The following is a 26,881-nucleotide window of genomic DNA, read 5'->3' on the forward strand; positions in this document are numbered from 1 at the left end:
GCGGACGCGTTCGCTCCTCCAGGGAATACCCCGCCCGCACCATCATCCATCTTCTGAATAATAAGGTTTCTCGACAGACTCAACGAACACCTTAGTCCGTTCTTTGTCTATTGCTCAGCATTGTTGGCTTTCATATCCGAGTCCTGAAGCTTGACCTTCGCCTTCGTTAACACATTATTCTCAACCGTATAATTATAGTTGCTGGTCCCCGCATATCGAGTAGATATGCCTTCAGCATCGATGTTAGCGTTGAGCGTATTGCCTCTGATGACAGCTTCTTTTACGGTGGATGGACTGCTGCGAGTCCAATAATCCCCGATCATGACCATATAGTCCGTTGGATTAACGAATCGGTCCGCTTGAAGCACGTTATTTTCAAATAAAATCTTTTTGGCTTTAACCGCTTTGAACGCATACAGCTTATCCAGCAGCTCGAAGGTGGAATCCGTTATCGCAACATTCGCATTCACATTGGCTACCAGAACGCCTTGATTCACTTTGAACTTGCATCGGTTAAACGCATATGATCCAGCGTCATCTAATATGATCCCACCGTTGATGGATCCTCCTAAGGATTCGATTTCACAATCGTTATATGTGCCTAAAGGCAAATTCAGCCCGGTGGCCCCCACAATTTTCAAATTGTCGAACACACTGCCTTCCTTTACGCCCCCGGAAACTCCACCTCCATTCACTACAATATTGCTTAGATGAACCGGGCTTTCCCATATGGAAAGCTCACCGCTCTTGTTATTGTTCATTATAATATTGGAAGCAGAGACACCGAATGGCTGCTTACTGCTTATTCCGAACTTGGAATCCGTAAAGGTCATTCCGTCCAGCTGAATATTGGGTCCTTCCAAGAACGTATAGGAATTGTTCATTTCATTACCCTCGAATTTCACATCGTGGTATGCATAAATACTCGTGCCGTCAAAATGATTATCCTTGATTAATGCTGAAGTAAAGGGAGGCGATACAGCCAAGCCTATGGCCCCTTTGGAAGCGAGATGATTTCCTTGTACCGTAGCATCATGCCCGTCATACAGGACAACATCATAGGATGCGTTATTGTAAAAATGATTGTTTTGAATCACAATGTTGCTGTTCATATGCCCATTTTCGCTGTATCCGGCTTCTACATCGATCCCAGCTTGAGGAGCCGTCCCCTTGATATCGTGCAGCTTATTATTGGTGATAGTGATTCGGTCTCCCCCACCTATCGTAATTCCTTGTCTACGGTTAAATGCAAACTCCGAGTTTTGGACTACAACTTCCTTGGATACGGCACGCTGCCAATATTCTACGTAGGCTCCTGGACTGCTCGCTTGATTGAACACGACATAGAAGCTACTTGCCCCTTCGGGAATTTGTATAATTTGGCGTATTTTTTGCTCCTTTAAATTGCTTAGATAGGTCCCATCTTGTTTGTAAAAGAAAATGTCAAACATGGCCGGCAGCTTTTGTCTATTGGAAAATTCAAATTCCCTTTCGGTTTGGAAGATCGGATTATTGAAATTGAGTTGCCCCTTCAATCTTATTTTAGTGGCATCAGCAATGAAATTTCCTTTGTCATCAATGGAGCCTGATACAAAGCTGTTTTCATAAAGGTCCTGAATCATCGTCCCTTTCCCACCGATAACCAAACCGTCCCCCGTGAAGTTAATCGCCTTCACACCATCAATCGTAACGTTAACCGCTCCTTCAACAGAAATCCCGTAGCCTCCTTCATGGGTCCCTTTTAAGGAGTAGTCATGTGTATCCTTGTCTCCTTGTAAGTTCCTCCTTTGATGATCACGTTATTGGCTCCATAGCCAATATGCAGTGTCTGATACCCTGCGAAGCCGTTCGTTTCCTTCTGAATAACGGCCTTGTCATCAAGCTCGAATGTCATATTAGGGACCATATTAATTCTTGCTGTCGTATCCAGCCACAGTTTGGGATCCTGTTTTTTAATAAGATACGTTCCTTCAGGAACCTTAAATATCGTTTTACCTTGCTCATGTGCCCATTTTAATGCGTCATTGAAGCCTTTGGTCGTTTCTACAGGATGCGTTCCGTCGTTGTAGATGCCCCAATCTCCCGGGATGAGTCTGTACACCTCATTTGCGTTCTCTTGAGCTGCAGCAGAACTATCCGCTGAGGCTGCCGTCCATTGAAATGAGAACAATAAGATCATTAGTAAAATAAGCTTTTTATTCATTTCTACACCACTCTTCAACTTTATTAATGAATCTATCGACTAACTCGGCTTTACGACAAAAATCTACGATTTGTTCGCCTTTTACTCCTCCTGTCTTACTGATGATAACCACCTTTCCCTTAGGAAGATTCTGTCATACTATGGTAAAGGTTTCAAGAAAGACCAAAGTCTCAAAATAATGCATATGCTCATTATTCAATAGGTATGTTATGTCGGGATATAACAAACCATTACATTTGGACTATCGTTTGGATAGGTCAAATGGCACAAAAAAATCCTCATCCCCTGTTAATTGCAAAGGATGAGGATTCGTCTAACTATGTGGAATTTATGGATAGAACGTGTTTTGCGGAGTCGTTGTCGGACACCAGCGGGATTTCAGCAGGAAATCGATAAGAACGTTTTTCGCAGCATCCGTGCCGATATAGTGCAGCGCTTCCGCCGCGTGACCGCGAACGTAACGATTGTCGTCCTCCAAGACGTGTTCCAGGGCAGGTACAGCCTTATCTGCCGCTGCTCCCATACGGCAAAGCGATAAACCTGCAGTAAACCGGACCTGAACGTCCTCATCTTGAAGGCAGCTGATCAAACCGTCAACGACCTGCTCGGTCGGTGTTCCGATCATAGCCAGGGCTTCGGCAACCGCTTGCCGGATAACAACGTTCGTCGATGCATCCAATAGCTCCAAAAGCTTAGGTATTGAGAATGAAGCCAGATGACGCAGCTCACCAAGTGCAAAGACAGCATGAACGACAGTCTCTACTCGCTCGTCAGTGAGTGCAGCCTCAAGACCAGCCACCGCACCTGCTCCTGCTGCAGACAATCCGTAAGCGGATGTCCTTGATACTTTGGCATTTTCGTTGTGAAGTCCTTGGAGCAGCGCTTCTATTCCTTGCGCTCCCATCGCTGCCAGTCCGTAAGCCGCGTTGATTGCATTCGGTTCGAAAGCGTCTTCAAGCTGTGCCGCAAGCTCCTGAACTTGAGCCGAATCGGCTTGAACTGTGTCTGCCAGGCTCCCTACTTGACCTGAGAGCCAATTCCAAGTGTCTTTCCACATCTCTTCATGTTCTACAATGTTGGTGCTGAAGGATGCCGGCTGCTTCCATTCCGGATCTATACAATCCCAGCTCGGAGCCGTTGGCGCTTCGGTACGCATAAATTCGAATTTAAGCATATATCTTGGTTTACCAAGAATGTTCGGAGTTGAGCGATGCCAAATATCATAATGGATCAAGGCAAAAGTGCCTGCCTGCCCGCTTGCCACAGCTTCTCCTTCAACATCATCCGGTACGAATGTACGACTCTCGTAGTTTTGCGTGCCCGGCAGCACGCCAGTTGGTCCCAGCTCCACTGGAGTATCTTGAGGGAAATACATGACCATCGCCCACCAAGGATGGTGATTACGCATTTTTTTGTATCCCCAGTAGCTGTCTTTATGCCAACCGCCTGCTTTAGGAGATGCATTAAAATGACCGTGTCTATGCGTATGCATTAAGTAATTAGATCCAAGTACGCTGGTCAATGCTCCTGTTACGATAGGGTGATCAAACACCTTTTGCAAGTCGCGGAGACGCGGCAGCAGATTGTTGCCAGGATTGCCTTCCTGCTCGTATACCTGATTCAACTGCTCGGTCAGCCTCTGGTGAAACTCCTCTGAAAAGTCCGTCTTCAAGATTAAGAAGCCTTCGGTAATAAACGTTCTCATTTGCTCGTCGTTTAACAATACTGGAACTTCGCGACCCATGACTCTACCTCCTAAGGTTGTTCTTATGAATGTGATCTTGAATCAAATTATAGTCATCAGAAGAGGAGGTTCACATACAGAATGCTAATTCAAATTTGCACAAAAGTAAGGATTATTCGAACAAACTTTTTTGTTATGACTTCTCATACCGCGTCCAATTTGGAACAAATTAAGGATCATTTCCTGTGTCGAGACGGTTCCTGTCCTACCGATTTTGCAGATCACGAGCTTCCCGCTCCAATCACTAACGCAAAGGCATTTAAAACCAATAGCATCCCGAAAAAGACACTTGTATGAAGGGCCTTCTTCAGGTTGCAATGATTTTTACTTCACAAACCCTTCTATATCAATAACTCGATCTGCCCACTCCTGATAAAAAATGGGTTCATGCGATACCAAAATGACACATCCAGCAAATTGCATTAGCGCTTTCTGAAGCGCGTTTTTTGTTTCGGCATCCAAATGATTGGTCGGTTCATCCAACACCAGAACATTGCATTCGGAAAGTAGCAAGCGGCAAAGCTTGACTTTGGACTGCTCACCCCCGCTCAATGTGCGGATAGCTTGCATAACATGAGCCTCTTTAATTCCGCATTGTGATAAATGCCGACGGATATCCTTCACCGTCATCCTCGGGTATTTCTCGGATAGGATCTGTATGGGGGTCAAATCATCATTATCCCATTTCAAATCCTGCTCGTAATATCCCATTCTAACTTGCTCCGCAAATCGAAATCCCCCTGAGACGCTAGGGATAATACCTACTAACGTCTTTAGTAAAGTAGATTTCCCGATACCATTAAATCCTGTTATGACAATCTTTTGGGCACCTGTAATAACAAAATTCATTTTGGGGAGCAACGGCTTTTCATAACCGACCTCCAGCCGGTTTACCTTCAGCACCACTTGTGCTGTAAGCGGTGTTTCACGAAAGCAAATCGACGGATTAGAGACAAAAGTCGGCGGCGCAATTCGTTCCAGCCTATCCAGCTGTTTTTGTCGTCCTCGTGCTATTCTGGAATTGACTCCGGCCTTATTTTTGCGTATAAACGCCTCCGTTTTCTCGATCTTCTTTTGCTGTGCATTGAATTGACGAACATGATCCTCTCGTAAGTGAGCCTTTTGCTTTAGAAATTCAGAAAATTTCCCATAATACTTTCTTACCGTCTCCCCTTCGATATCGCAGATGCTAGTCGCAATGGCTTCAAGGAACTCGAAGTTGTGGGTTACTACAATAAACGCTTGTTTGCTGAGCGACAAATAATGGGCAAGCCAATCCACATGCTCTTTATCAAGAAAATTGGTAGGCTCATCAAGCAAAAGTACATCCGGCTTCTCCAGTAGAAGCTTGGCTAGTATGACCTTGGTTCGCTGCCCGCCGCTCAGCTTCTGGATAGGTCGATGGATTCCAATTGCATCAAGGCCTAGACCATAAACTACCTTATTGATGCTGCTGTCAATGGAGAAATAGTCGAGTGCATCGAGTCGTTCCTGAACCTCTGCAGCTTTCAGCAAATAGGCTTCATTCCCGGTAATGCTGCTTTGTTCATACATTCTTTGAATCTCTCTCTCCAATTCATACGCCTCCGTGAAAGCAGACTGAAGATAATGCTGAATCGTTTCATTGCTTTGGATTTCGGCATATTGATCGAGATGACCTATGTTTATATTGGACTGCCATTTAATCGAGCCCTTATCTGGAATGGTCTCACCAGTCAGGATGCTGATTAATGTGCTTTTTCCAGTTCCGTTTTGCCCGACTACTCCTAAATGCTCTCCTTTATACAGCTCGAAATGAACGTTCTTGTATAAGGTTTTATCCCCATACGCATGCGACATATCATAAACCTCAAGTAAACTCATCTTTACATTCCTCACTTTTTACAATCATTTGGGTAAATAAAAAAAAGCAGAAAGCACAGCACCTTACGGTGCAAGCCTTCTGCTTTACCTGTACACATTCAAAGAATGTACGGCAATATAACTTCAGCGATGAAAACTGAAAAATTATACACAAAAGGCTGCAGACAAAACCTTGTCTACAGCCTCTTAATCTAATAACACCGACAGTTAGCACAGCTAAACAAGCGTGAAGAATCACACTAATTTTTACAGGCTATCCATCGATGAAAAAAAGCAATACGCTTTTTGATTAAGCTCCGGACAACGCTTCATCGTTGTTATCCATTTGCACGGAGCAGCTTTTTGCAGTACGTTTAACCGTTTTCAAGCAATCCATTTGAAACCATCCTTTCATTTGGTGCCATTTTATTATGTATCTCTACATTTGTCAAGAATGTTCAAAAGGCGTCCATCAAAGCGCATTGCTCCACTTTCCATATTTTAAATTATATCGAATTATAGGAATTTTGTGACATTTATCATTACTTCATTTTTCCAATTCATTTATGATATTAAATATTTGGGATACCTTTCACCATGCTTATAGACAGACGACGTCCATTTGTAAATCGGTCCTATGTGAGGTGGAATGATTTGAATCCCATAGTATGGATTATCGATAGAACCGTGCATGTAGAGTTAAAAAGGAACCTTCGAATGACTGAAGCAGCCTGGTTAAGGGAAGAACTGTTTCCGTATCTGGAACAAGGCTATTGCCTGTTTTCCTTTAACTTTACGGAAGTTGAATCTATAGACAGTTCCGGGATCGGCATCCTGCTTGCCCTGCAAAAAAAAGCAAAGGCGCTTGGTGGCGGTATTAGCATTCATGGGATTCAGGAGGAGGTTCGAGCAAGGTTTGAGTTCTTTTCCTTATCACAGGACAAGGATACCAACAATTGAATGAAGGGAAAGCGCATATGAAAAGCCATCATCTTCACTCCCTTGTATTTGAAACAGCAAGTCAAGGCATTATGATTACCGATACCTCCGGCGTCATCTTAACCGTCAATCCAGCTTTCACCAAAACAACCGGCTATACAGAGAAAGAGGCCGTCGGCCAAAACCCGCGCCTTCTGCATTCCGGAAAGCAGGACGCATCGTTTTACGTAGACATGTGGGCAAGTATTCATGAAACTGGAAGCTGGCAAGGAGAAATATGGAATCGCCGCAAAAGCGGTGAAATTTACCTGGAGTGGATAACCATCCATACCATCAGAGACAAGCATAACAAAATTACGCATTACATCGGCATTTTCTCAGATATAACCGAGCGAAAGCAGTATGAGGAAAAGCTCACTTACTTGGCTCACTATGATGTGCTGACCGGGCTCCCCAACCGCGTTTTGTTCCGTGAACGGCTTCAGCGTGCAATAGAACAAGCACAAAGCACCAAGCAAACGGTTGCTCTATTATTCATGGATCTCGACCATTTCAAGATGATCAACGATACATTCGGTCATATCATCGGAGATCTGCTGCTGCAGCACCTTGCCGTTCGTTTGCGCGAATGTATCGGACCCGATGATACGGTGGCACGTTTAAGTGGAGATGAGTTTACGATTATTATTCCTTATCAACATTCATTAGAGCCTGTCCTGCACAAGCTTGAGAGGATTTGCCGACAATTAATCGAACCTTTTATGTGCAGAGATCAAGAGCTGTTTGTTACTGTCAGCATAGGAATCAGCTTGTACCCGGCAGATGGAGTCGATACTGAAACGTTAATTAAAAATGCCGACATCGCTATGTACCACGCCAAAAAACAAAAGAACCATTATCAGCTGTTCACTTCCTCTATGAATAACACCTTCTTGCGACGAATTCATCTGGAGAATGGACTTCGAAAAGCTCTGGATCGGGAACAGTTTACGATTGTGTACCAGCCTCAATTAAGTTTATTGACCGGTCAGGTTTACGGATTGGAAGCCTTATTGCGTTGGGAGCACCCCGAACTGGGTACAATCTCGCCTATCGAGTTCATACCGATTGCCGAGGAAAGCGGACTCATCATTGAAATTGGAGAATGGGTGCTTCGCTCTGTTTGTCTGCTGTGTAAAAAGTGGCAGTCCCAAGGCTACTCCCCCGTAAAAATGGCCGTTAATCTATCCGCTCGGCAATTTCTTCAGCACAATCTGGTGGAATCCGTAGCCCAAATTTTGGAAGAAACAGAGCTTGATCCTCATTTTCTCATCCTGGAAATCACAGAAACCGTAAGTATTCATCAAATCGATTCTATCGTCTCTGTATTGCATCAGTTTAAGCAGCTAGGCGTGGAGGTTGCGATAGATGATTTCGGAAAAGGCTACTCGTCTTTAAGCTATTTAAAAAAATACCCCGTTCATATTTTGAAAATAGATAAATGCTTCGTAGACGGTATTGATGCCGTCGATTCTCCCAATCGTGCTATCATCAAGGCCATTATCGAATTGGCACACAGCCTGAATTTGCGTGTTATTGCCGAAGGAGTGGAAACAATAGACCAATTGGGCTTATTGAAGGAGCTTCAATGCAATTACATACAAGGATATTGGCTATCCAAGCCACTTCCGCCCGAGATGATAGAAACTGAATTTATCGCAAAATAAGATTCCTCGAATAAAACCATGGAAGGGACTAATAGCTTTGAAAAAATGCCCCTATCACGCAGTCACCAGCTTATTCGGACGTATAAGGAGAACCGAACAATTGCAAGCCCCTCAGCTTCAAGCCGTTGTTTCTGAACAATGGCTTGGCATCGAATCCCAACCATACGACGTGTTGTCTGCTCAAATGAACATGGTCCATTTGACGCCTGCCGATTTATCCATTCTTCGTTCCATTCAACCTGTCATTATCGAACACATAGACCACATTGTAGAAGCCTTCTATCAGTCAGTCATCTCTGTTAAAGCATTGGAGCAAATGATTACAGACAACAGCAGCCTGGATCGATTAAAAGTTACCTTGCAGCAGCATACCATCGAGCTGTTTGACGGCCGCATCGACAATGAATTTATTCAAAAAAGACTTCGTATCGCCGATATTCATCTGCGTATCGGACTGGAGCCCAAGTGGTATATGGGGGCTTTTCATAATTTACAAAATGCGATCATGGACGTCATCTTTTCCAACATTCGAGATCATAAAGAATGCTTGATCCTACTTAAAGCCATCTGCAAATTACTTAATTTCGAGCAGCAGCTCGTATTAGAGGCATATGAACAAAAGCATCGAGAGCAAAGCCAGAAACATTACGAGCGTGTTAAAAGAGAACTAAAGGGGAACATGCTATTTGTTACAGAAGAGCTTGCCGCCTTGACCGAACAGACAAGCGCTTCCGTTCAACAATTGCTGTCTACTAGTCAAACTGTCTATCATTCCGCTACCAACAGCGCTGATAAAGCCCATAACTCCAAATCACTCGCTATGACCGGTTCCTCCAAGATTAAGCAGCTGTCCGAACAAATGCAGGCCATCCATGAAAGCTCTCATCTCATGGGTCAAACCATTTCTCAGCTAGAATTCACCTCTAAGCAAATCAATCAAATCGTAACGATTGTCGCTCAAATTTCGAATCAGATCAAAATCCTATCGCTGAACGCAGCTATTGAAGCAGCAAGAGCCGGTGTGCACGGGAAAGGCTTCTCTGTCGTTGCGGATGAGATTAGAAAACTGTCCGAGGACACCCGTCATTCTCTAGAGCAAATTACTGAGTTCATTCAGCATACGAGCCATTATACCGTTCAGGTTATCGATTCCATTCATGGAGTCCAGCAGTTGATTTCTTTAGGTCAACAAGGGGTGTCAGAGACAAATGAGGTGTTTACGCAAATATTTTCTTCCCTCGACAGCAGTATTACCGATATTGAGAAGGTGAAGGACGAGGTCAGTTCTCTAGTTGCTGCAGTTGAAGTAATCGGTACTGCTACGGTGAAAGTAGCCCATTCTACGGAAAGTCTTAATCAAACGACGCAGAACCTTTGAAATCTTGAGCGAATATATGTAAAAAACATCATTAGCCAATGAATGCCAATGATGTTTTTTGATATTTTTAGGATGAGTTCTAGAAATTTAAACTGACCTGAGCATCGAAGGCAAAATCCAGGAATGTGGCTGCGCCCCCCAGCTCTATTCCATCCATAAAATGTTCCTGCTGCAATCCCATGACGTCTATCGTCATTTGACAACCGATAAGCCGTACGCCCGACTCTTTGGCAATGTTCAGCAGCTCTTGAATGGAAGGGACATTAGCACGCTTGAATCCTTCCGCTAAACCTTCATTGCCCGGCTTGAGCTGAAGCAATTGTTCAGAATTCTTATGAATGATCGACAAACCCTCAAAGGTGAAGAAAATCACTACCTCTGCTTCCATTGCCGCCGCCGCTGTGGCTATATTCAACACTTTATAGGCTGTTTCCAGACCGCCAGAGGATGCTATAATTGCTACTTTTTTGTTAGCCATAATGATATCATCTCCTTATTCTATTAGTCCTTCTCTATCTCATAGGTCCATTGAGACATTCCAGGGATTACATTTATCACGCTGCGGAATCCCTTGACCGTCAGCATTTGGCATGCTGAGTCACTTCGATTGCCTGTACGACATACGACGTAATATTCAGTGTTCGGATCGAGCTGATCCAGCTTCTCCTCTAAGTCGCCAAGTGGGATAGAAAGTGCACCAGGAATGCGGCCAAATGCATACTCGGCAGGTTCTCGCACGTCCAGGATGTGAAGCTTGTCGCCTGCCGTCAATTTATGGTGAACCTCATCATTTGTAGCTATATTCACATGCTTCATTTCTTCTTTAGTATCCGAGGCTTCCGCTTTACGAATAAAATGCCGGAAGGCCCCATTCTCTTCTTTTAACCCTATATATTGATGGCCTGTACGACCTGACCAGCTTTTCAGATCAGCCACAGAGCCTTTATCCGTCGCAACCACTTCCAGAACCTCTCCCGCGTTCAATTCTTCCATTGCTTTCTTCGTACGCACTACGGGAAGAGGGCAGGCAAGCCCCTTGCAATCCAATGTTCGATTTACATACAGTTCTGTCATCCGTCATAGTCCTCCCTTGTTATCATGGCTTAGCTGCAAGCTTTTTACACATCATGAATCGCACAGCGGTTAGGCCCAATCTCCATTTCTCGTTGTTCTTCTTCCGTAGGGGTTATTTTCCCCATATTGGTTTGGCGTATTTCTTGATACGCATTAGGCTGAGGGGGTAAGTTCCGTGTGACCGAATTTCTGAATTCCACTTCATCTGCTATGTTTAACCCTGGATTTTGCTTGAACAAATTACCTAACCGGGCCGTTACTTGCCCATGATCACCTAGCTCCGATATTTTCCCAAAATGAGCAGGAAGCACGATCAAATCCTCCGAAAGCTGCTTATAGCGATCATATAAGGTAGTTCTAAGGTCGCTCACCCAATCTTCGGCTTTACCAGCCAAATCAGGACGCCCTATCGATGCAACGAATAAAATATCTCCCGACATCATATACTGCTCATCAATGATTAAGGATGTACTGCCTATCGTATGCCCAGGCGAATACACAGGCTGAATTTCTATCGAGGTTTGACCTACTACAAGACGATTCCCTTCTTCCAGCTTTTCATAAGGAAAGGTCACCTCATCTGCATCCTTTGGAGGAAGCCAATACGAAGCGCCGGTTTGCTCCGCCAATTGCCTGCCTCCGGAAATATGATCCGCGTGGAGGTGAGTATCGATCGTATGTTGAATCTGCGCATGATGCTCTTCGGCAAACCTCACAAATACATCCGTCGTGCGAACAGCATCAATAACCGCGGCCTTGCCTTGTGAAATGACCATGTATGATAAGCAGCCTTTGCCTATCCGGACGAACTGATAGATGGCACCTCCATCTTTAAGTTCTCCTATTTTGACTGGCTCCAGATGCTCACTCCATGCTTTCATTCCACCTACTAAATAAGAAATAGGGTGCCTTCCCTGCTCGATCAATTGCTCAGCAACAAATACCGAGGAGCCTTCTTTCGCACAGACGACCAGAACTTCTCGGTCATCTGGAATTTGATCCATAATACCTTCAACACCATCCAGAAGGTCAAAATAAGGAACGTTCATATGCCGCACTTGCTTGCCTTCGATTTTCCAATCTTGGAAATCTGTTTCGTTTCGCACATCCAAAATGAACAAAGGCTCATGGGACAACAATCTTCGGGTCAATTCTGCTGAGGTCAAACCTCTCATTCAAGTCTCCTCCATCCTCTTTCTTATACCCTATAGGGTATATATTTAAGTAAAAAAAGGAGTCGGCAGCATTACCGATTCTCTTTAATCCACTCCGTATTTCTTTAGTAGATCAGATCTACATACCCCATAGGGTATGTGTATACTATATTCCTATCCTTTGCTTTAGTCAAGTGTTCTTATTTTCCGAAAGGATATTCATTATTTATTATTAACTGCCCTCGCAACCAATATCAGCCCCTTATATTTCCGATCCAAGTCCTTTACTTGAAATCCTGCCTGCTGCATATCGTCCAAAGTGTTCCTGTTCAGATGGCAGCCGCCGCAGCAACGTTTCCACCAAGGTGTCAGCCAGTCCTGCAAGGTTCCCCATAAAGAATGGTTTAATCTCACATGCTCAAACAGAAAAACATGCCCTCCTGGCTTGCACACTCTTTTGATTTCATTCCATGCCATCATAGGATCCGGTATCGTGCAGAACACTAAGGTACAAACAACACAATCAAACGAATCCTCTTGAAAAGGCAGACTCTCGGCACCAGCTCTTACTACTTCGATAGGGACGGCAAGCCGATCGACATACACAAGCGATTGCTCCAGCATTGTATCATCCGGTTCAATGGCAACCACTTTGTCCGCATACTGATAATACTTAAAGTTCACCCCTGTTCCCGATCCGATTTCCAGAACAGTTCCTGTCGCCTGCTCAATGAGCTGCTTACGAATGGAGTGAAACGCTCGCTGCTCCAAAGGGCGCATCCATCTGTCATAATATTTGATAAACAGCGAACTCATCGCCTATTCCCCCGCTCCTGACCAAAACCATTGTCAATCTATACTATCTATTCTATCATACAAAAAAAGCCCTCCCTCTCCGCATGCGCAGATAGAACGGCTCCATGATATATAGAAACTCAGTCTAGTTCTAACATTTAACGTGCTACCTGTCGCTGAGCAAATTCCAGCACTTTACGCAAATGCTGCTCACCTGTAGAATGCCCTCTGAATGGATAGATATGCAGCTCTTTTGCGGACTCAATGCGATTATAAGCTGCAAACACTGTCTCGGGCATACATACAGGGTCCTTCAAACTAACAGATACCATAATCGGTATTTGGATCCGTCCAGCCAAGTTCATGTTGTCAAAGTAACTGAGCGTCTGCATAACCTTCTCCCAACGCTCAGGATAACGAGAAACGTAGTCTGCCGCTTCGGTCAGCGAACCTGTCGAATGAAAGATGCCCCAGTCCATATGACACATATTCGGAATGTCCGCAATGGCAAAGGAAGGCTTACGGCTCAATGCGCTTACAATAAGGGCTAGACCGCCACCTTGGCTGGCGCCCGCTACACCGATACGACTCGCATCAATCTCCGGCTGTTCCGCAGCCCAATCAACAGCTCTTAAGCAATCTACTACCAGAGCCTTATAGTAGCAAGTATCTTTGTCATCAATGCCTTTGGTAATCCATCCCTTAGCCATGCCGCTCTCTTGAGGCAGCAAGTCGCCCGTACTCCCCGTCTGTCCTCGCAGGTCTACGGCAAATACCGCTATCCCTGCCAACAACCAGGAGGCATAGCTTTCGGGAAGTTCACTGCTTCCCGCATATCCGTGATAAAGCACGACACAAGGGTAAGTCTCCTCCTGCCACATGGTAGGGACAAGATACCATCCAGAGACCCTTGTTTGGTCGTAGCCTTGATAGGTGACTTGATATGCCTGTACTCCCCGCATCGTAGTAGACACCTGCTGCTTCTCGGATAAGACCTCTCCACGCTGAGATAGTTGCTCAAGCGTCTTGTCCCAGTAAAGATGTATATCCTCAGGAGCAGTTAGTTCCGGAGTGTATTGATATAAATCGGCTATTTTACGATCCAAATATCCCATGAAACCTACTTCCCCCTTATAGCACTAACGATACTCGACAGTGCACTCAAAATTTCTCCTTATCTAACTCGCTTACATCTTTATCTCTGTTAGCAATGACAATCTTTTCGAATATATTCACAAAAGTTTCGAGCTCTTCTTGATTTAACGGAGAGAGATAACGCTCTAGTATTTGGCTGTAATGCAGCAGCTCCTGCTTCAGGACGTCACTGCCGTATTGGGTTATGGAAACAAATACTTTTCTGCGGTCATCGTTACTATATTCACGGGATATTAATTCATCCTGGACCAGTTTATTAATCATTGTCGATACTGTGCTGGTATTGATGCCAAACTTCTTGGATAGTTGTGTTATCGTGCACGGACCATCCTCGGATATTAGCTTAAGAATATAGAATTGTGCCCTCGTTAGCTCCAATTGAAATTGACTCTGCATGATGGTAGCTATTTCCCTTTGCGTTTTATGCATAGCGATTCGTATACGAAGAGCATATGTACTTAAATCTTCCATAGCCATGCCTCCCCTATTAAAAACCCTTATTTCCGCTCATTCTGATAATGAATGCTACTACTTATTATAACAGGTCAAGCTCATGAATATAGTAGCTTTTTACTTTTAAAATAGCATAAATTGTAGCACCTTTAGTTCGCATCCTAGCAAGTTGTATTAAAAAGCTAGAGTATAGATATTGACTACAAATACAGTAGACTTATGCTATCTTGTCCTTTATAATATTGTAAGGCTTTGGAAACAAGCCCTTTAATCTACTTTTCAACCGAATCGCCACAATGCGTGTGGCGTTTTTTTATTGTAAAAGATTATCTCTTGGAGGCAGCGATGATTAAACTTCGTACTTTTCTTATCCTCTCGTTCACCGCTTTTGTCATTCTCTTGACAAGTATGCTGAGCCTGATAATGAGTAAGCATTCTACGCAGGAAATCCAAGATGAAATTGGCCATTCACTCTCTGGTATTGCCTATCAGATGTCAAATAAACTGGATTACTTCATGTGGTCCAGAGCTGGTGAAATGGAAATGATGGTCAAGCTGGATGCTGTGCAGCAAACAAACAATGTCACCGGAATTCAAAAGATGTTGGATCAGCTTCAGAAGAGCTTTCCTTGTTTCTCGTGGGTTGGTTTCCTGGATACTAGGGGAAATGTACTGGCTGCAACAGACGAGATCTTAGTGGGGACAAACATCTCGGCAAGACCGGTATTTAAAGAAGGAATCAAAGGAAGATTCATCGGGGATGTCCATGAAGCGGTGCTGCTTGCCAAGCTGCTCCCGAATCCAACCGGTGAACCTTTGCAATTCGTAGATATCAGTATGCCTGTAAAAGGAGCCGATGGCCAAACCATCGGTGTGTTAGCTGCCCATCTTAGCTGGGAATGGTCCAAAGAGGTGCAAAGAACTATACTCAAGCCTCAGCAGGATTACAGCAAAAACTTGGAGCTATTCATTGTTAGCAAGACAGACAATACCGTTCTTCTCGGACCTCAGGATATGATAGGTCATCCACTATTATTGGACAGTATTCAACAAGCGCAAACGGGCAACAATGGGTGGGAGCTGGTACGTTGGCCCGATGGGAAATCGTACTTGACGGGGTATGCTTACGGAGAAGGTTATCTGGACTATAAAGGCCTGGGGTGGACCGTGTTGGTCCGACAGCCTGAAGAAGTTGCTTTTTCTTCTGTCGATGAACTGCGGAAATATTTTATTATGACAGGTACGATTGCCTGCATTCTGTTTGCTCTCATCGGCTGGTTTTTGGCGGATAAGATTTCTCGACCTATTCGTGGACTTACAGTGGCTGCCGATCGTTTGAGGGCAGGGGAACATATTAACATCCCGGAGTACACTGGATTCCAAGAAATCTTCATTTTAACACACTCACTTAAAAGTCTAGTTGAATCCTTGGGTAAAACCGAATCTGCCCTAGGTAGTATGAGAAGCATTGCCCATAGTGATCAATTAACAGGTCTTCCTAACCGTGTTGCTCTGGAGGAATACTTGGAACAAACCTTGCATCAGATGAATCTCCATTCCGAGACCCTTGCTTTCATGTATCTTGACCTGGATGGGTTTAAAAAAAGTAAACGATACCCTCGGTCACCAACTCGGTGACATCCTGCTGCAAAAGGTTGCGCAGAGACTTACATCCGTCACGCATCCTAGTAATATCACTGTTCGGTTGGGCGGGGACGAATTTCTGCTTATCCTTCGTTCTCCCAAAGTGCAAGCCTATGAGGAAGCCAAACAACTGGCTAATGAAATCATTGCCATGCTGAATAAACCTTTTATCATTGAATTCAATCAAGTCTCTATAGGCTGCAGTATTGGGGTTGCCCTTTATCCCGATAATGGGAGCAGCCCTAGCCAGATCATTCAGTTGGCCGATGAATGCTTGTACCGCTCCAAACAAGCCGGAAAGAACCGCGCTTCCTTCGTTAAGGATGCGGACGCGCACTATGCCTGACGGAACGATGTATATTGAAAAAAAGCCGTTCACCTTCGATGGAAGAACGGCTTCTTGCTGTAGACAGATAAGGTTTGCGTAGGCTATATAACAAGCCGGTGATCCTCTCCCCTGTGTTCCGAAGCGAATAGTCATTCGGAATCGTCAAAGCTTTGCTCTTGCCAGCCGCAATCTACAATGCCGACTTTGATTTATCCAAGCGCTGCACCATTCTCTGTACTGAATTGCTGTTCACTCTTCCTCCATTACATCCCATGATCACCCCTGGCTGTAAACAACCGGAAATTGCGCGCCAACAAGAATTTCCCCGGGTTTCACCGAAACATATTGATGCATCACATGGTTTTTCATAGGTTCGTATCGTGTATGGCCGGGCATGTAGTGAACTGCTATCGCTCGTCGTTTCAACTGGGATCGGTTATGCGGGCTTCCATGCCAGGTCAGACAGTGATGGTAACCTATCTGACCTTTCTTAATCTCAAAAGGAACCGCCTCTACAACAGCATCCTGAGGAAGCAGGTGAGGTTGTTTATGATAAGGCTTAAAGTCGGAGGTGCTGGCTAAATGCTTCTGATGATCCCCCCACTTATGACTTCCAGGCACCATCCACATGCATCCGTTTTCAATGATAGCATCATCTAACGCAACCCAAGCGCTGACCAGATCGGCAGGCTGTATAATAGGCCATAACGGGTGATCCTGATGCCATCCCGTGGGCCCACCAGATACTGGCGGTTTGTATTGAACTTGATCATGCCATATACGTAGCGTATCCGTTCTACAGAGCTGTGCAATCTCTTCGCAGATAACCGGGTGAGAAGCATGCTGTAAGAACGGATCACTTGCCATCCAAATGTTAACGATCTGAACTACCTTTTCGTCCACACTCATTTTCATATCATCATAAAGGCCGTCTTTCTTTTCATTTTTGTTATGATTTAGAACCGCTTTTTTGACGGACTTGCCCTCCATTACCAGATCCAATTCCTCACGCAGCTTCTCCACTTCTTCATCATTTAGTATGACAGATCCCTTCAGAAAACCTTGCGTTTCGAACTCATCTATTTGAGCAGCACTTAACATGTTATAGCCTCCCATTCAATGTTATAATGTTTTCGGTTATGGTTTAATCTTACAAACAATCGAAACGTGTGTATTTGGCATTTTTCAAGCCTTATTTGCACTTTTTCAATCTTTTCCCGCTAAGGGAGGCGGTAATCGTTGATCACTCACGAATTGTATAGTATGTCTCCAACAGTCAACTTTGTGGCTCGTTCAGCAGCGGATACCGGAACTACGTGGGGGCCTCGAATCATTCCGGATTGTCAATTGTTCTATGTCATTTCCGGAGAGGCTGTGTTAGAGCTCGGAACGGAACGCTATAGCATCTTACCGGGAGAATGTGTGTTTTATGGTGCTAACAGTCCTCACCAGTTATCTACAGTAAAGCTTACGGATTACGTCAGTTTGCATTTTTCCTGGAACGAAAGCTCCCCGCTTCCTGTACACCCTGCTCACGGAATACGAGTGGCCTCACCAACAGAGCAGACATTTAACCCGACGTCGTACGGCCTTGTGCTCCCAGAAGGGAAATTGCTTCACGTTCCCCATCATGTACGCATTCCTGTTATTGAAACCACCTTGCTGGAAATGGTTGTGGAATACCAGCAGCAGCATCTGACCTACCCGTATCTACTAAGGTCCTTATTGATGAAAATGATCGTACTTATAGTACGACAGCTCAGAAGCCCGAGCCATTCGCAACACGGCCCTAAAATCCAAAATGCATTACGAGCAATGCGTGACTACCCTGCCAGAAATTGGTCCGTTTCCAAGCTAGCCCAGTTATGCGGCTATCACTCCAGCTATTTTACACGGCTGTTTCGTGAAGAAGTCGGTCAGAATCCGAAGCACTTCCTTATATCGGAACGAATCCGACAAGCGAAGCAGGCACTTTTAAACGGGGAAAGAATGGATTGTATCGCAGAGCGGCTAGGCTATATCAGCATTCACTATTTCAGCAGAAATTTCAAAAAAGAAACAGGAGTAACTCCTAGCGAATTTAAGCAGCAAGGTACTGTAAACTACACTGAACGAGATGAGGCGGATCGTAATCCAATGATATAAAAATGCTTATTCGCCTTCACCAAAACGCCCTTTTTAAGAAGAAAGCGCAGTTTTTGAATGAATGACTCCATGAGCTTCTTCGTTTAAATAAAAAATCCACCCTGATTAAAAATAACCAGGATGGATTTTGCATGCTTAAATTGGCAATAACTCTGACAGCATATACAGCATTTTTACCGTTTCTGCTCTCGTGGCGCTATGATCTGGTCGGAATGAACCGTCCTGATAGCCGCTGACTATTTTATGAGCAGCTATCACATTAACCGCTGACTGTGCCCATGCCGGAATAATAGCCTGATCGGAAAATACAACTTTATCCATGATGATAGTGGTTGGCCGCTGCTCCAGTACTTTACCGAGAATAACAGCCATCTCTGCACGTGTTATCGGTTGGTTCGGTTTGAACCATAGCTTGCCCTGCTCTTCATAGCCATAGATAATCCCAGCTTGCACCGCCGAGGCAACCGCTCCTTTTGCCCAAGACGGAATCGAATCATTGTCTGCAAAAGTTGCAGAAACCGCAGTGGATTGCAAGCCCATGACATCTGCAATCATTTTCACAAATTCTGCTCTAGTGACATTCTGATTCGGACGAAACGTATGATCCTCAAATCCACGAATAACGCTCATGCCCATTAAACGATCTGCATACGCTGCTACCCAATGTCCATTCAAATCATTAAATTGAATTACATCCGCCGCAAATACAGCAAACTTGCCGAAATGGTTTACTTCAACGGTAATGGTGCCATTGTCCTTCACATTACCCCCAATATAAACCCACCGGGCCTGGGATTCGTTGTAGTAATAAACTGCCGGCTTCAAGCTTCCACTTACTTGTGGCGAACGATAAGTAAACCCTAACGTTACAGGTAGTTTGAATGTTTTTCCTGTACTGCTGCTGAACTCTACCGTTTGGCTGTAGCTTTCCAAGGATGCAGCAAGAGGTGCTCGATCTGCCGGTAGCTTGGCAACTTTTATTTTCCCGTCCGCTGGCAGTGCATTTGGAGGAATTTGTACAGAAGCTGTACCTTTAAGGTCTACAATTCCGCCTTCAGCGGCAGTAATGTCCTTCTCTACGCTATCTGCTTCCTGCAAAGGCAAGGAGGAATGATGGCGTCTCGAAGTTGTCTGACCCCCGCCTTGCTGATCTGCCGTTACCGTAACGTTTACCTTGTCGCTGTATACGCTGTTGGTGACCGTTATGACCGCCTGTCCTGCCTGCTTGGCCTCGATCAGACCATCTGCTTTGACCGTGGCCACATTCGCATCGCTGCTGCTGTACGTCGTGCCAGCGCCTACGGCCGTGACGTCTTTTACCGTTTGATCCGATAAGCTCGCCGTCACCTGCAGCTGCTTGCTGATACTGCTTCCCAGCTTCAGCTCAACCACTTTGGGAGAGGCGGTTATGCCCGTCATCGTAATGACTGGTGCTGGGGTATCGGCTTTGACTACTGTTACGCTTACTTTATCACTATACACGCTGTTGGTGACCGTTATGACCGCTTGTCCGGCCTGCTTGGCCAAGATCAAGCCGTCCGATTTGACGGTCGCTACATTCGTATCGCTGCTGCTGTACATCGTGCCAGCGCTTGCCGCCGTAACGTCTTTTACCGTTTGATCCGATAAGCTGGCTGTTACTTGAAGCTGCTTAATAATATTGTTTCCTAGCTTCAGCTCAACCACTTTGGGAGAGACGGCTATTCCCGTCATCGTAATGACTGATGTTGGCGTGTCGGCTTTGGCTACTGTTACGTTTACTTTGTCACTATACACGCTGTTGGTGACTGTTATCACCGCTTGTCCTGCCTGCTTGGCCTCAATCAGACCGTCGGCTTTGACCGTGGCCACATTCGCATCGCTGCTGCTGTACACCGTTCCGTAGCTTGACGCTGTTACATCTTTTACCGTTTGATCCGATAAGCTGGCTGTTACTTGAAGCTGCTTAGCAATATTGTTTCCTAGCTTCAGCTCAACCACTTTGGGAGATGCGGTTATTCCTGTTACCTTAATAGGCGGAGGAGCATCCGCTTTGGCTACCGTTACGTTAACTAATTCGGTAAAACCGCTGTTAGTAACCGCAATCACCGCTTGCCCTACCTGCTTAGCCTCAATAAGACCATCTGCGCTGACGGTGGCTACATTCGTATCGCTGCTGCTGTATGTTGTGCCTAGGCTAGCGGCCGTTATATCTTTTACCGTTTGATCCGAAAAATTCGCCGTTACCTGTAACTGCTTGCTGATACTCCCCCCAGCTTCAGATCTACGATGTTCGGAGAGACCGTTATTCCAGTCATTGTCGGCGCTTCGGTAAAGCTAATCTTTACAGTAGCTGCTTCCCAATTGTTCCAAATAGGATATACGCTAAACGAATACTCCCCAATAGCCGGATTGGTAAGCCCCGCATTTCCGGATATGGCGATAGTAACCGAATCCAGCAAGTGTAATTTCATAGGAACGCCTACACTAAGTTTATGTAGAAAGCTATCATACGAGATACTGTTAGCTTGCACACCGTTAACGGCAATATCACTCTTTTGTATTCCTGCCGGAATGGTCATCCCTTGAGGAATTACGATGTTAAATGCGTCTCCCTCCTCCAACGGCTGATTCGTCTGGAAAGCAAACGAATAGGACACGTTCGGAGCACTCGCTACTGTCGAACTGACATTCAGCTGCAAATTTTGAATTTCAGTTGGCGTAACAAGCAGTGTTACGCTTGCAGGAAGACGCTGCTGTGAAGTAGTAACTTGAAATTCGTATTCCCCATAGCTGTGCCCTATGACGTTCGGAATATTGAATACGAGATGGTAATCAGGATCGCAGTAATAATCTGCGGGAAGGACAAATTGAAGCCTGTTGTCTGCTATGCGAGTTACTGAGCTTGGAGGGGCTTCGTTATGCTCTTGATATTGAGATGCCCATTCCAATGTGATATCTCCTGAATCAATAGTCGGATCGCTCAAAATGGTACCAGGAGCGCTGGAAACCGTAACGGTATCCCCGCCCTTCAATATGGTAGGTGCCGCAAACATAAAACGCAATTGGTTACCATCGCTGCTTACATATCCTTCGTTATGAGACGGATTATCAGCTAAGGATGCCCCTGACGAAGATATGATGCCGATCCGCCGAGTTGCAGCCTTTGGATCTACGCTGGTTTTGATGTCGTAATTGTAATACCCTGGTACGGGAGGGTTCGTCACTTGAGCAGACGAATCAATATCAATCACAGCGATTGAGAAGCTTTGCAATGCATTTGAGGGCTGTAAAGTCAATTCATTACCTGTCCAGACTGCTGATGAAGCAGCCATTCCATTGATTTTTATTTTGGATGCATCAATCGTCGCAGGTCTTGTAATTCCTTGAGGAAATACTATCGTGATACTCGCGCTGGGATCAATGGGCTGCATCACAGTAAATTTAAAGTGGTACCCCGTGACGGCCGCTGTCGCATACGAGTCGGCATCCGGGTAAAAATTCGCGACATTATTAGTGTACAGATTATGCGTCGTTGTTAGTGGATTCGTGTTTTTGTCCGTACTGATCGCATACTCCTGCTGACCTGGTCTAATGTAGTGATAATCGGGTGTAATCAAAAAATCAGCCAATCGAATGTCCACATTATCGCCGCTTCCGATGCTGCTGGATAATTTGAATTGTAAGGCAGGATGCCAATTCTCAGAGTATTGTGTAGTTGCGGCATCAAGGATGCTCCTTGATATTTCATTTACCTTAGTAACCATATTGGTTGTCGGAACCGCCTTATTGGTTGCCCACAAAAAGTTTGTGTTCCCTACAAAATTATATTGATACGGCAGCTCGACTTGAATGATATCTCCCGCCTGTATATCATCGGTAGCAGTAAACTTAAAATGAAAAACAGGGGTCTCTTTTGAATAGCTGCCTTGGTTATCCCAGTAGCCGCTAAAAAATGCAGGGGTCTCTGTCGTCACCGTAAAGTTGCCAAAAGAGCTGAGGTCGTTACCTAGATCAGCTTGAGCCGGAAGCCCTCCACCGAGAGCAACAAGTCCTGCAATAAGTAAATAAGTGATAACGATTTGCCAGCGTCTGAAGCTGTTTTTGGACCATGCCGATTGCAAAACAATATCCTCCCTAACTTCATAGTTTCTATAATTTCATACTGACGGCTATGACACTCCCATAAATTAGTTCCTCCTGCCTATATAGATATGCTTCAAACCGTACTCGCTGTTTGAAGATCATTACGATTGTATCTATTTCGACAAAAAACCGCATATACCAAATGGTATAGATCAAAAGAAAAATCGTTATATCACAAAAAAAAGGATGCTCTGCGCATCCTCACGGCTAAATCAGTATTTTTTTCTTTTTGGCTTCTGCGATAGCTTTTGTCCGCCGGTTCACATTTAGTTTGCTAAAAATATTATGGATGTGAACCTTGACCGTGCCTGCCGTTACCCCCAACTGATAAGCAATTTCCTTATTCGTCATTCCGGAAGCCATCAGGTTCAACACTTCAAGCTCGCGATCGGTCAAGGAGTCTACAGAGTCCTCCTCCTGCTTTTCCGTTGTCATGATCGACGAAATCGAAGTATCTCCGAACGAGCCGGACAGCTTCCAAACGAATAATGCTTGTGACGCCAGGATGCGAATCGTGGTGATCCTATCATCAGCAATAAAGCGGCAGCTCCTGTTATCTTCCAAATAGAGCATTCCCGACAATTGTTCTTGTAAAAATAGCGGTAAGCAGCATACTGTCCGACTTTGATTTCGGATAATATAAGGATCTGTTTGAAAAAGATCATCCTGTACGGCATTTTCGGATTGTACCCATTGTCCCAGCCGGGATGTGTACTGGATCATAGTAACTGGCACTTCCTCGCTATCTTCCAAAGCTCTAGATAAGTCCACCACTTCCCCGTTAGCTCGCATAACGGCTTCCAAGCGTATATTGCCGTTCCTTAGCACGAGCAAACATCCTTTTTCGGCATTGGAGGTCTCCATGATGATTTGCAGCAGATGCTTCTGAAGCTCCTTCAAGTCCAGCCCCTGGGACAAAGACAAAGAAGCTTTTACAATGGCACCAAAATCAATTTCTTTTGCAGCGGGCTCTTTCCTTAGTTCCAAACCTTCTGATGTACCAGAAATGTCGGTCTCATTTTGTTGGCGCTGCTCCAAGCTATTTTCTAAAATGACTGTGGATGCTCGTGATTGGTTACTAATCGTCTCTTGCAGCCACTGTGGATATTGTGCCTTTAATAGATATCGTTTGGACTCCGCTCCCCATACGCCATACATCTCATAGGCTTCTTGAATATAGCCTAGGGCAATTCTTTCTCTGCCTTTTTGCAAATGATACTTTGCCGCCAGCTCACAACCAACCGCTTGGTATTGTGCATAATTCCGCTCACGGGCGAACTGGATGGAACGGTCGTATAAATCGGTCATCTCCTGTTCATTTCCTTTTAGACGTGCTATTTCCGCTTGAATCAATAACAGCTTATGTCTGAAATTTTCCGGCGACATCCGGTCCCACGCCTTGAACTGCCGATATCTTCGCTTTAGCGTTTTGGAATATGCTCTCTTTTCGTTTACAGATAATTCCCCCCAAGCAGCTGCTATGGATAATGCCTCATAGAAGTGATGTTCCGCTAAGTGAGGAGCATGGGATGACAAATGCTCATAGGGATTGGCTTGTTCCGATAAACGGACAGCATCCCGATAGTACCCAAACAAATAGTACATTTGAGCTTTGTACGTGCATACTTGATACAGAGTTACGGCTTTGCCTTCATCCTTCATTACTTCTTCTAAAAATTCCGTTTCACCGGTCCTGCCGTCCGTGATCGACAGAATCTCCCCTTGGGAGCATCTCCAGCTTTTGGCCAATTCCATATAAATTAGCGCGTTTTTGAATACCAAGTCCTCTTTGGTTTGCTCGATCAACTGCAAATTTCTGCGATTGACATCGAACATGCGGTCCATAGAATCTCGAACGTAAGACAAATTAATAAGGCTGCCGATTGCATAGCTTGCGTATACATAATCTCCTGCCTCCAGCCCAAGTCTGGCTGCTTGCTCCAGCTTGACTTCATCATCTCGATCAAATCGTACCCAAGGTGATATGACTCCGTAGAACATGACATGCACTTTGGTTTTAATGGAGGCAACACCAGACCGATCGGCCAAGTCGATCGCTATTTGCCCCAGACGGTATCCCATCTGGTATTGACCGAGTGTAGTACCTAACAGCATGCCATATGCCGCATATAAGCTGGGAGCTATTGATGAAGAACCATAATCGTAAACTAATCGAATGAATTTGGAGGCAATAATAGCAAAAACACTGCGATTGAAGAAGAACGTAGGCGCAACGAGAGCTACTAACAGCTCCATGACACCTTTAGCTTGAGGATCCGTCACTTCAGGTAAGGTGGGCAGCTCCTCCATCCTCTTATTCAACAGCCGCTTGGTTAAAAAAACTTCCTTGAGAATAACCCATTTATGCGGCTGTTCTGATATTCGAATACCGGCATCCCGCAGCACCTGAAGTCCTAAATCTATTGCTTGCGAATAGTTTCCTGTGTTGCTGTACCGTTCGATTTTTAATTTATATACTTGCACCCGTTCTGACCAATTGTGCGTCTGTTTCAAAAGTTTATTTAGTATAGCGTCTGCCTGTTCATATAGTCCGCATAAGTAAGCGCACTCGGCACATTTTAAATGGAGTTGAAACATGAATTCAAATCGGTCATTCCAGAAGGATTCCGGGACACATTCAATCCCTGCTGTAAAATAATGCAGCGCCGTCGAATAGGCAGAAGATTGCAGTGCTTTCCTACCCGCTTCCTCGTTCAATGCGGCAACCATTTCACGATCCTTTGGAGATAACAGGCCCAACGCATGATTATAATGATTCACAATATCGAACAACAATGCTTCTTTGTCACTTGAATGTTCTTTCAGCAAATAATGCCCTGCTTGATGATGAACTTCCATTAAACGTTGATGATCTAATATGGAATACGCCGCTTGCTGGATTTTGTCATGTGTAAATTGATATTCCCTGATAGATTCGGTATCCTCCGCCGTAACTAAGAGGCCCTCCTTAACGGCTGGAGACAATAACTCAACAAGCTCATGTTCCCTATGACCACTCACAGCAGTTAATAACGCAGCATTGAAATTATTCCCTAGACAGGCACTAGTAACAAGCAGTTCCTTGGAGCGCATCGGAATTTTATTGATACGATCCACCAAATAGTCCATTTGACCGTCAATATCAGGAAAACGCTTGAGAGCATCCAACTGCCATTCCCACATAGGGCCTTGGGCATTGAATTGAATATATTGCTCGTCATATGCCATTTTTAGCAGCTGCTTCAAATAAAGCGGATTGCCCACCGATTTGGCAAAAAATAAATGAGCTAATGGCAAGCATTCCGATGGACTGCATCCGAGTGAAGCCGCCACTATCTTTTGTATGTCACCGAAATCAAGAGGCTTAAGTGAGACTCGACGGACCGAATATCCCGTATGTTCCCCTAGCAGCCATTGTTCGATATTCCCCATACTTTCCTGTTCACGATAGGCTGCGATAACGAGGAGATTTTGACTTTCCGGAGCGACAATCAAGGAGTGCAGCAGCCTAAGCGAAGCCTCATCTGCCCATTGCACATCATCAAAAAACAAGACGAGGGGATGGTCCATCTGGCCAAACACTTGAACAAATCGACAAAAAACCGATTCAAACCGGTTCTGGGACTCAATAGGAGGAAGTTCCTCTAACGGCAGCTCCGGTTTAAGAAGCAGCTCCGCCTCTGGAATCAATTCCGTAATTACCGCGCTGTTCGGTCCAACCACTTCTTTCACTCGTTGGCTCCATGCTTGGAGAACTGGTTCAGGCTCCGTGAGCATCTGTCTAATGACAATTTGAAAACATTTAATTAAAGGCTCATAAGGGATTCCCGTGCTATACTGATCAAATTTACCTGTTGCAAATTTGCAAGCTCCAATAACGGTGGACTTAAAGCCCTTTTGCACGAGAGAGGTTTTCCCCAAGCCGGGCTGTCCCGAAATAACCACCAACTCGGTAGAACCAAGAGAAGCCCATCGAAATGCTTCTTGCAAAACGACCAATTCCTCTTCTCTTCCATAAATTTCATCCGGGATTTGGATGGTTTTATAAAGCTCTTGCATGCTAACACTACCCCTTCATAAACAGCATACGTCCATATTGCATGTATAACTACAATAATTCGACAATATGTGCTGTTCCCCTTGTTGTTCCTTCTGAAGGGAAGTGTTTTTTCTCGTTAACCATCAATTCGATAGAT

At 44.9% G+C, this 26,881-nt stretch carries 20 protein-coding genes; 6 read left to right on the plus strand and 14 right to left on the minus strand.

Features of this window, described 5'->3' with window-relative positions:
• Positions 1-107 precede the first annotated feature (107 nt).
• The 4 genes from QMA13_RS25450 to QMA13_RS25465 all read right to left on the minus strand — a co-directional run bounded on the left by QMA13_RS25450 (position 108) and on the right by QMA13_RS25465 (position 5,810).
• Positions 108-1,676 carry a right-handed parallel beta-helix repeat-containing protein gene (locus tag QMA13_RS25450; RefSeq protein WP_282936511.1) on the minus strand — a complete coding sequence of 523 codons (1,569 nt, stop codon included), beginning with the start codon at positions 1,674-1,676 and terminating at the stop codon, positions 108-110.
• A 65-nt stretch (positions 1,677-1,741) separates the two neighbouring features.
• The gene (locus QMA13_RS25455) at positions 1,742-2,203 is read right to left on the minus strand and encodes a hypothetical protein (RefSeq protein WP_282936512.1); all 462 of its coding nucleotides are present in this window, start codon (positions 2,201-2,203) and stop codon (positions 1,742-1,744) included.
• A 328-nt stretch (positions 2,204-2,531) separates the two neighbouring features.
• The gene (locus QMA13_RS25460; protein WP_282936513.1) at positions 2,532-3,947 is read right to left on the minus strand and encodes a HEAT repeat domain-containing protein; all 1,416 of its coding nucleotides are present in this window, start codon (positions 3,945-3,947) and stop codon (positions 2,532-2,534) included.
• Positions 3,948-4,271: 324 nt separating this feature from the next.
• Entirely contained in the window at positions 4,272-5,810 is a 1,539-nt protein-coding gene (locus QMA13_RS25465) for an ABC-F family ATP-binding cassette domain-containing protein (RefSeq protein ID WP_282936514.1), read from the minus strand.
• Between the two features lie 633 nt (positions 5,811-6,443).
• Here QMA13_RS25465 and QMA13_RS25470 point away from each other — a divergent pair.
• The 3 genes from QMA13_RS25470 (at position 6,444) to QMA13_RS25480 (ending at position 9,812) form a co-directional block, all read left to right on the plus strand.
• Positions 6,444-6,749: an STAS domain-containing protein gene (locus QMA13_RS25470; protein WP_282936515.1), complete on the plus strand. Its 306-nt coding sequence runs from the start codon at positions 6,444-6,446 to the stop codon at positions 6,747-6,749.
• A gap of 17 nt (positions 6,750-6,766) precedes the next feature.
• Positions 6,767-8,434, plus strand: coding sequence for a putative bifunctional diguanylate cyclase/phosphodiesterase (locus QMA13_RS25475; protein WP_282936516.1), 1,668 nt, complete (start codon positions 6,767-6,769; stop codon positions 8,432-8,434).
• Between the two features lie 100 nt (positions 8,435-8,534).
• Positions 8,535-9,812, plus strand: coding sequence for a globin-coupled sensor protein (locus tag QMA13_RS25480; RefSeq protein ID WP_282936517.1), 1,278 nt, complete (start codon positions 8,535-8,537; stop codon positions 9,810-9,812).
• Between the two features lie 79 nt (positions 9,813-9,891).
• On the opposite strand, the gene QMA13_RS25485 is transcribed toward QMA13_RS25480, so the two are convergent.
• The 6 genes from QMA13_RS25485 to QMA13_RS25510 all read right to left on the minus strand — a co-directional run bounded on the left by QMA13_RS25485 (position 9,892) and on the right by QMA13_RS25510 (position 14,461).
• Positions 9,892-10,290 carry a DsrE/DsrF/DrsH-like family protein gene (locus tag QMA13_RS25485; RefSeq protein ID WP_282936518.1) on the minus strand — a complete coding sequence of 133 codons (399 nt, stop codon included), beginning with the start codon at positions 10,288-10,290 and terminating at the stop codon, positions 9,892-9,894.
• 23 nt (positions 10,291-10,313) lie between these two features.
• Positions 10,314-10,886, minus strand: coding sequence for a sulfurtransferase TusA family protein (locus QMA13_RS25490; RefSeq protein WP_282936519.1), 573 nt, complete (start codon positions 10,884-10,886; stop codon positions 10,314-10,316).
• A 44-nt stretch (positions 10,887-10,930) separates the two neighbouring features.
• A complete protein-coding gene (locus tag QMA13_RS25495; protein WP_282936520.1) occupies positions 10,931-12,061 on the minus strand; it encodes an MBL fold metallo-hydrolase in 1,131 nt (376 codons plus the stop codon).
• A gap of 201 nt (positions 12,062-12,262) precedes the next feature.
• On the minus strand, positions 12,263-12,856 hold the full coding sequence (locus QMA13_RS25500) for a class I SAM-dependent methyltransferase (RefSeq protein WP_282936521.1): 594 nt from the start codon (positions 12,854-12,856) through the stop codon (positions 12,263-12,265).
• A 137-nt stretch (positions 12,857-12,993) separates the two neighbouring features.
• Entirely contained in the window at positions 12,994-13,950 is a 957-nt protein-coding gene (locus QMA13_RS25505; RefSeq protein WP_282936522.1) for an acetylxylan esterase, read from the minus strand.
• A gap of 46 nt (positions 13,951-13,996) precedes the next feature.
• Positions 13,997-14,461: a MarR family winged helix-turn-helix transcriptional regulator gene (locus QMA13_RS25510; RefSeq protein WP_282936523.1), complete on the minus strand. Its 465-nt coding sequence runs from the start codon at positions 14,459-14,461 to the stop codon at positions 13,997-13,999.
• 327 nt (positions 14,462-14,788) lie between these two features.
• Here QMA13_RS25510 and QMA13_RS25515 point away from each other — a divergent pair, with 327 nt between their 5' ends.
• Together QMA13_RS25515 and QMA13_RS36460 are read left to right on the plus strand one after the other, a co-directional pair.
• Complete coding sequence (locus tag QMA13_RS25515; protein ID WP_349254170.1) at positions 14,789-16,081, plus strand: sensor domain-containing diguanylate cyclase; 1,293 nt, start codon at positions 14,789-14,791, stop codon at positions 16,079-16,081.
• Positions 16,035-16,433: a GGDEF domain-containing protein gene (locus QMA13_RS36460; protein WP_349254171.1), complete on the plus strand. Its 399-nt coding sequence runs from the start codon at positions 16,035-16,037 to the stop codon at positions 16,431-16,433. Before QMA13_RS25515 ends, QMA13_RS36460 begins: the two co-directional genes overlap by 47 nt.
• A gap of 258 nt (positions 16,434-16,691) precedes the next feature.
• Here QMA13_RS36460 and QMA13_RS25520 read toward each other — a convergent pair whose 3' ends face one another.
• On the minus strand, positions 16,692-17,516 hold the full coding sequence (locus QMA13_RS25520; RefSeq protein WP_282936524.1) for a phytanoyl-CoA dioxygenase family protein: 825 nt from the start codon (positions 17,514-17,516) through the stop codon (positions 16,692-16,694).
• 138 nt (positions 17,517-17,654) lie between these two features.
• On the opposite strand from QMA13_RS25520, the gene QMA13_RS25525 reads away from it, so the two are divergent.
• Complete coding sequence (locus QMA13_RS25525; RefSeq protein WP_282936525.1) at positions 17,655-18,560, plus strand: AraC family transcriptional regulator; 906 nt, start codon at positions 17,655-17,657, stop codon at positions 18,558-18,560.
• Between the two features lie 135 nt (positions 18,561-18,695).
• Here QMA13_RS25525 and QMA13_RS25530 read toward each other — a convergent pair whose 3' ends face one another.
• The 3 genes from QMA13_RS25530 to QMA13_RS25540 form a co-directional block, all read right to left on the minus strand.
• Positions 18,696-20,648 (minus strand): S-layer homology domain-containing protein, encoded by a 1,953-nt coding sequence (locus QMA13_RS25530; RefSeq protein ID WP_282936526.1) that lies wholly within the window; start codon positions 20,646-20,648, stop codon positions 18,696-18,698.
• 134 nt (positions 20,649-20,782) lie between these two features.
• On the minus strand, positions 20,783-22,663 hold the full coding sequence (locus QMA13_RS25535) for a hypothetical protein (protein ID WP_282936527.1): 1,881 nt from the start codon (positions 22,661-22,663) through the stop codon (positions 20,783-20,785).
• A 229-nt stretch (positions 22,664-22,892) separates the two neighbouring features.
• Complete coding sequence (locus QMA13_RS25540) at positions 22,893-26,744, minus strand: helix-turn-helix transcriptional regulator (protein ID WP_282936528.1); 3,852 nt, start codon at positions 26,742-26,744, stop codon at positions 22,893-22,895.
• Between the last annotated feature and the right edge of the window lie 137 nt (positions 26,745-26,881).

This window comes from Paenibacillus sp. RC67, assembly GCF_030020805.1.
Lineage (GTDB): Bacteria > Bacillota > Bacilli > Paenibacillales > NBRC-103111 > Paenibacillus_S.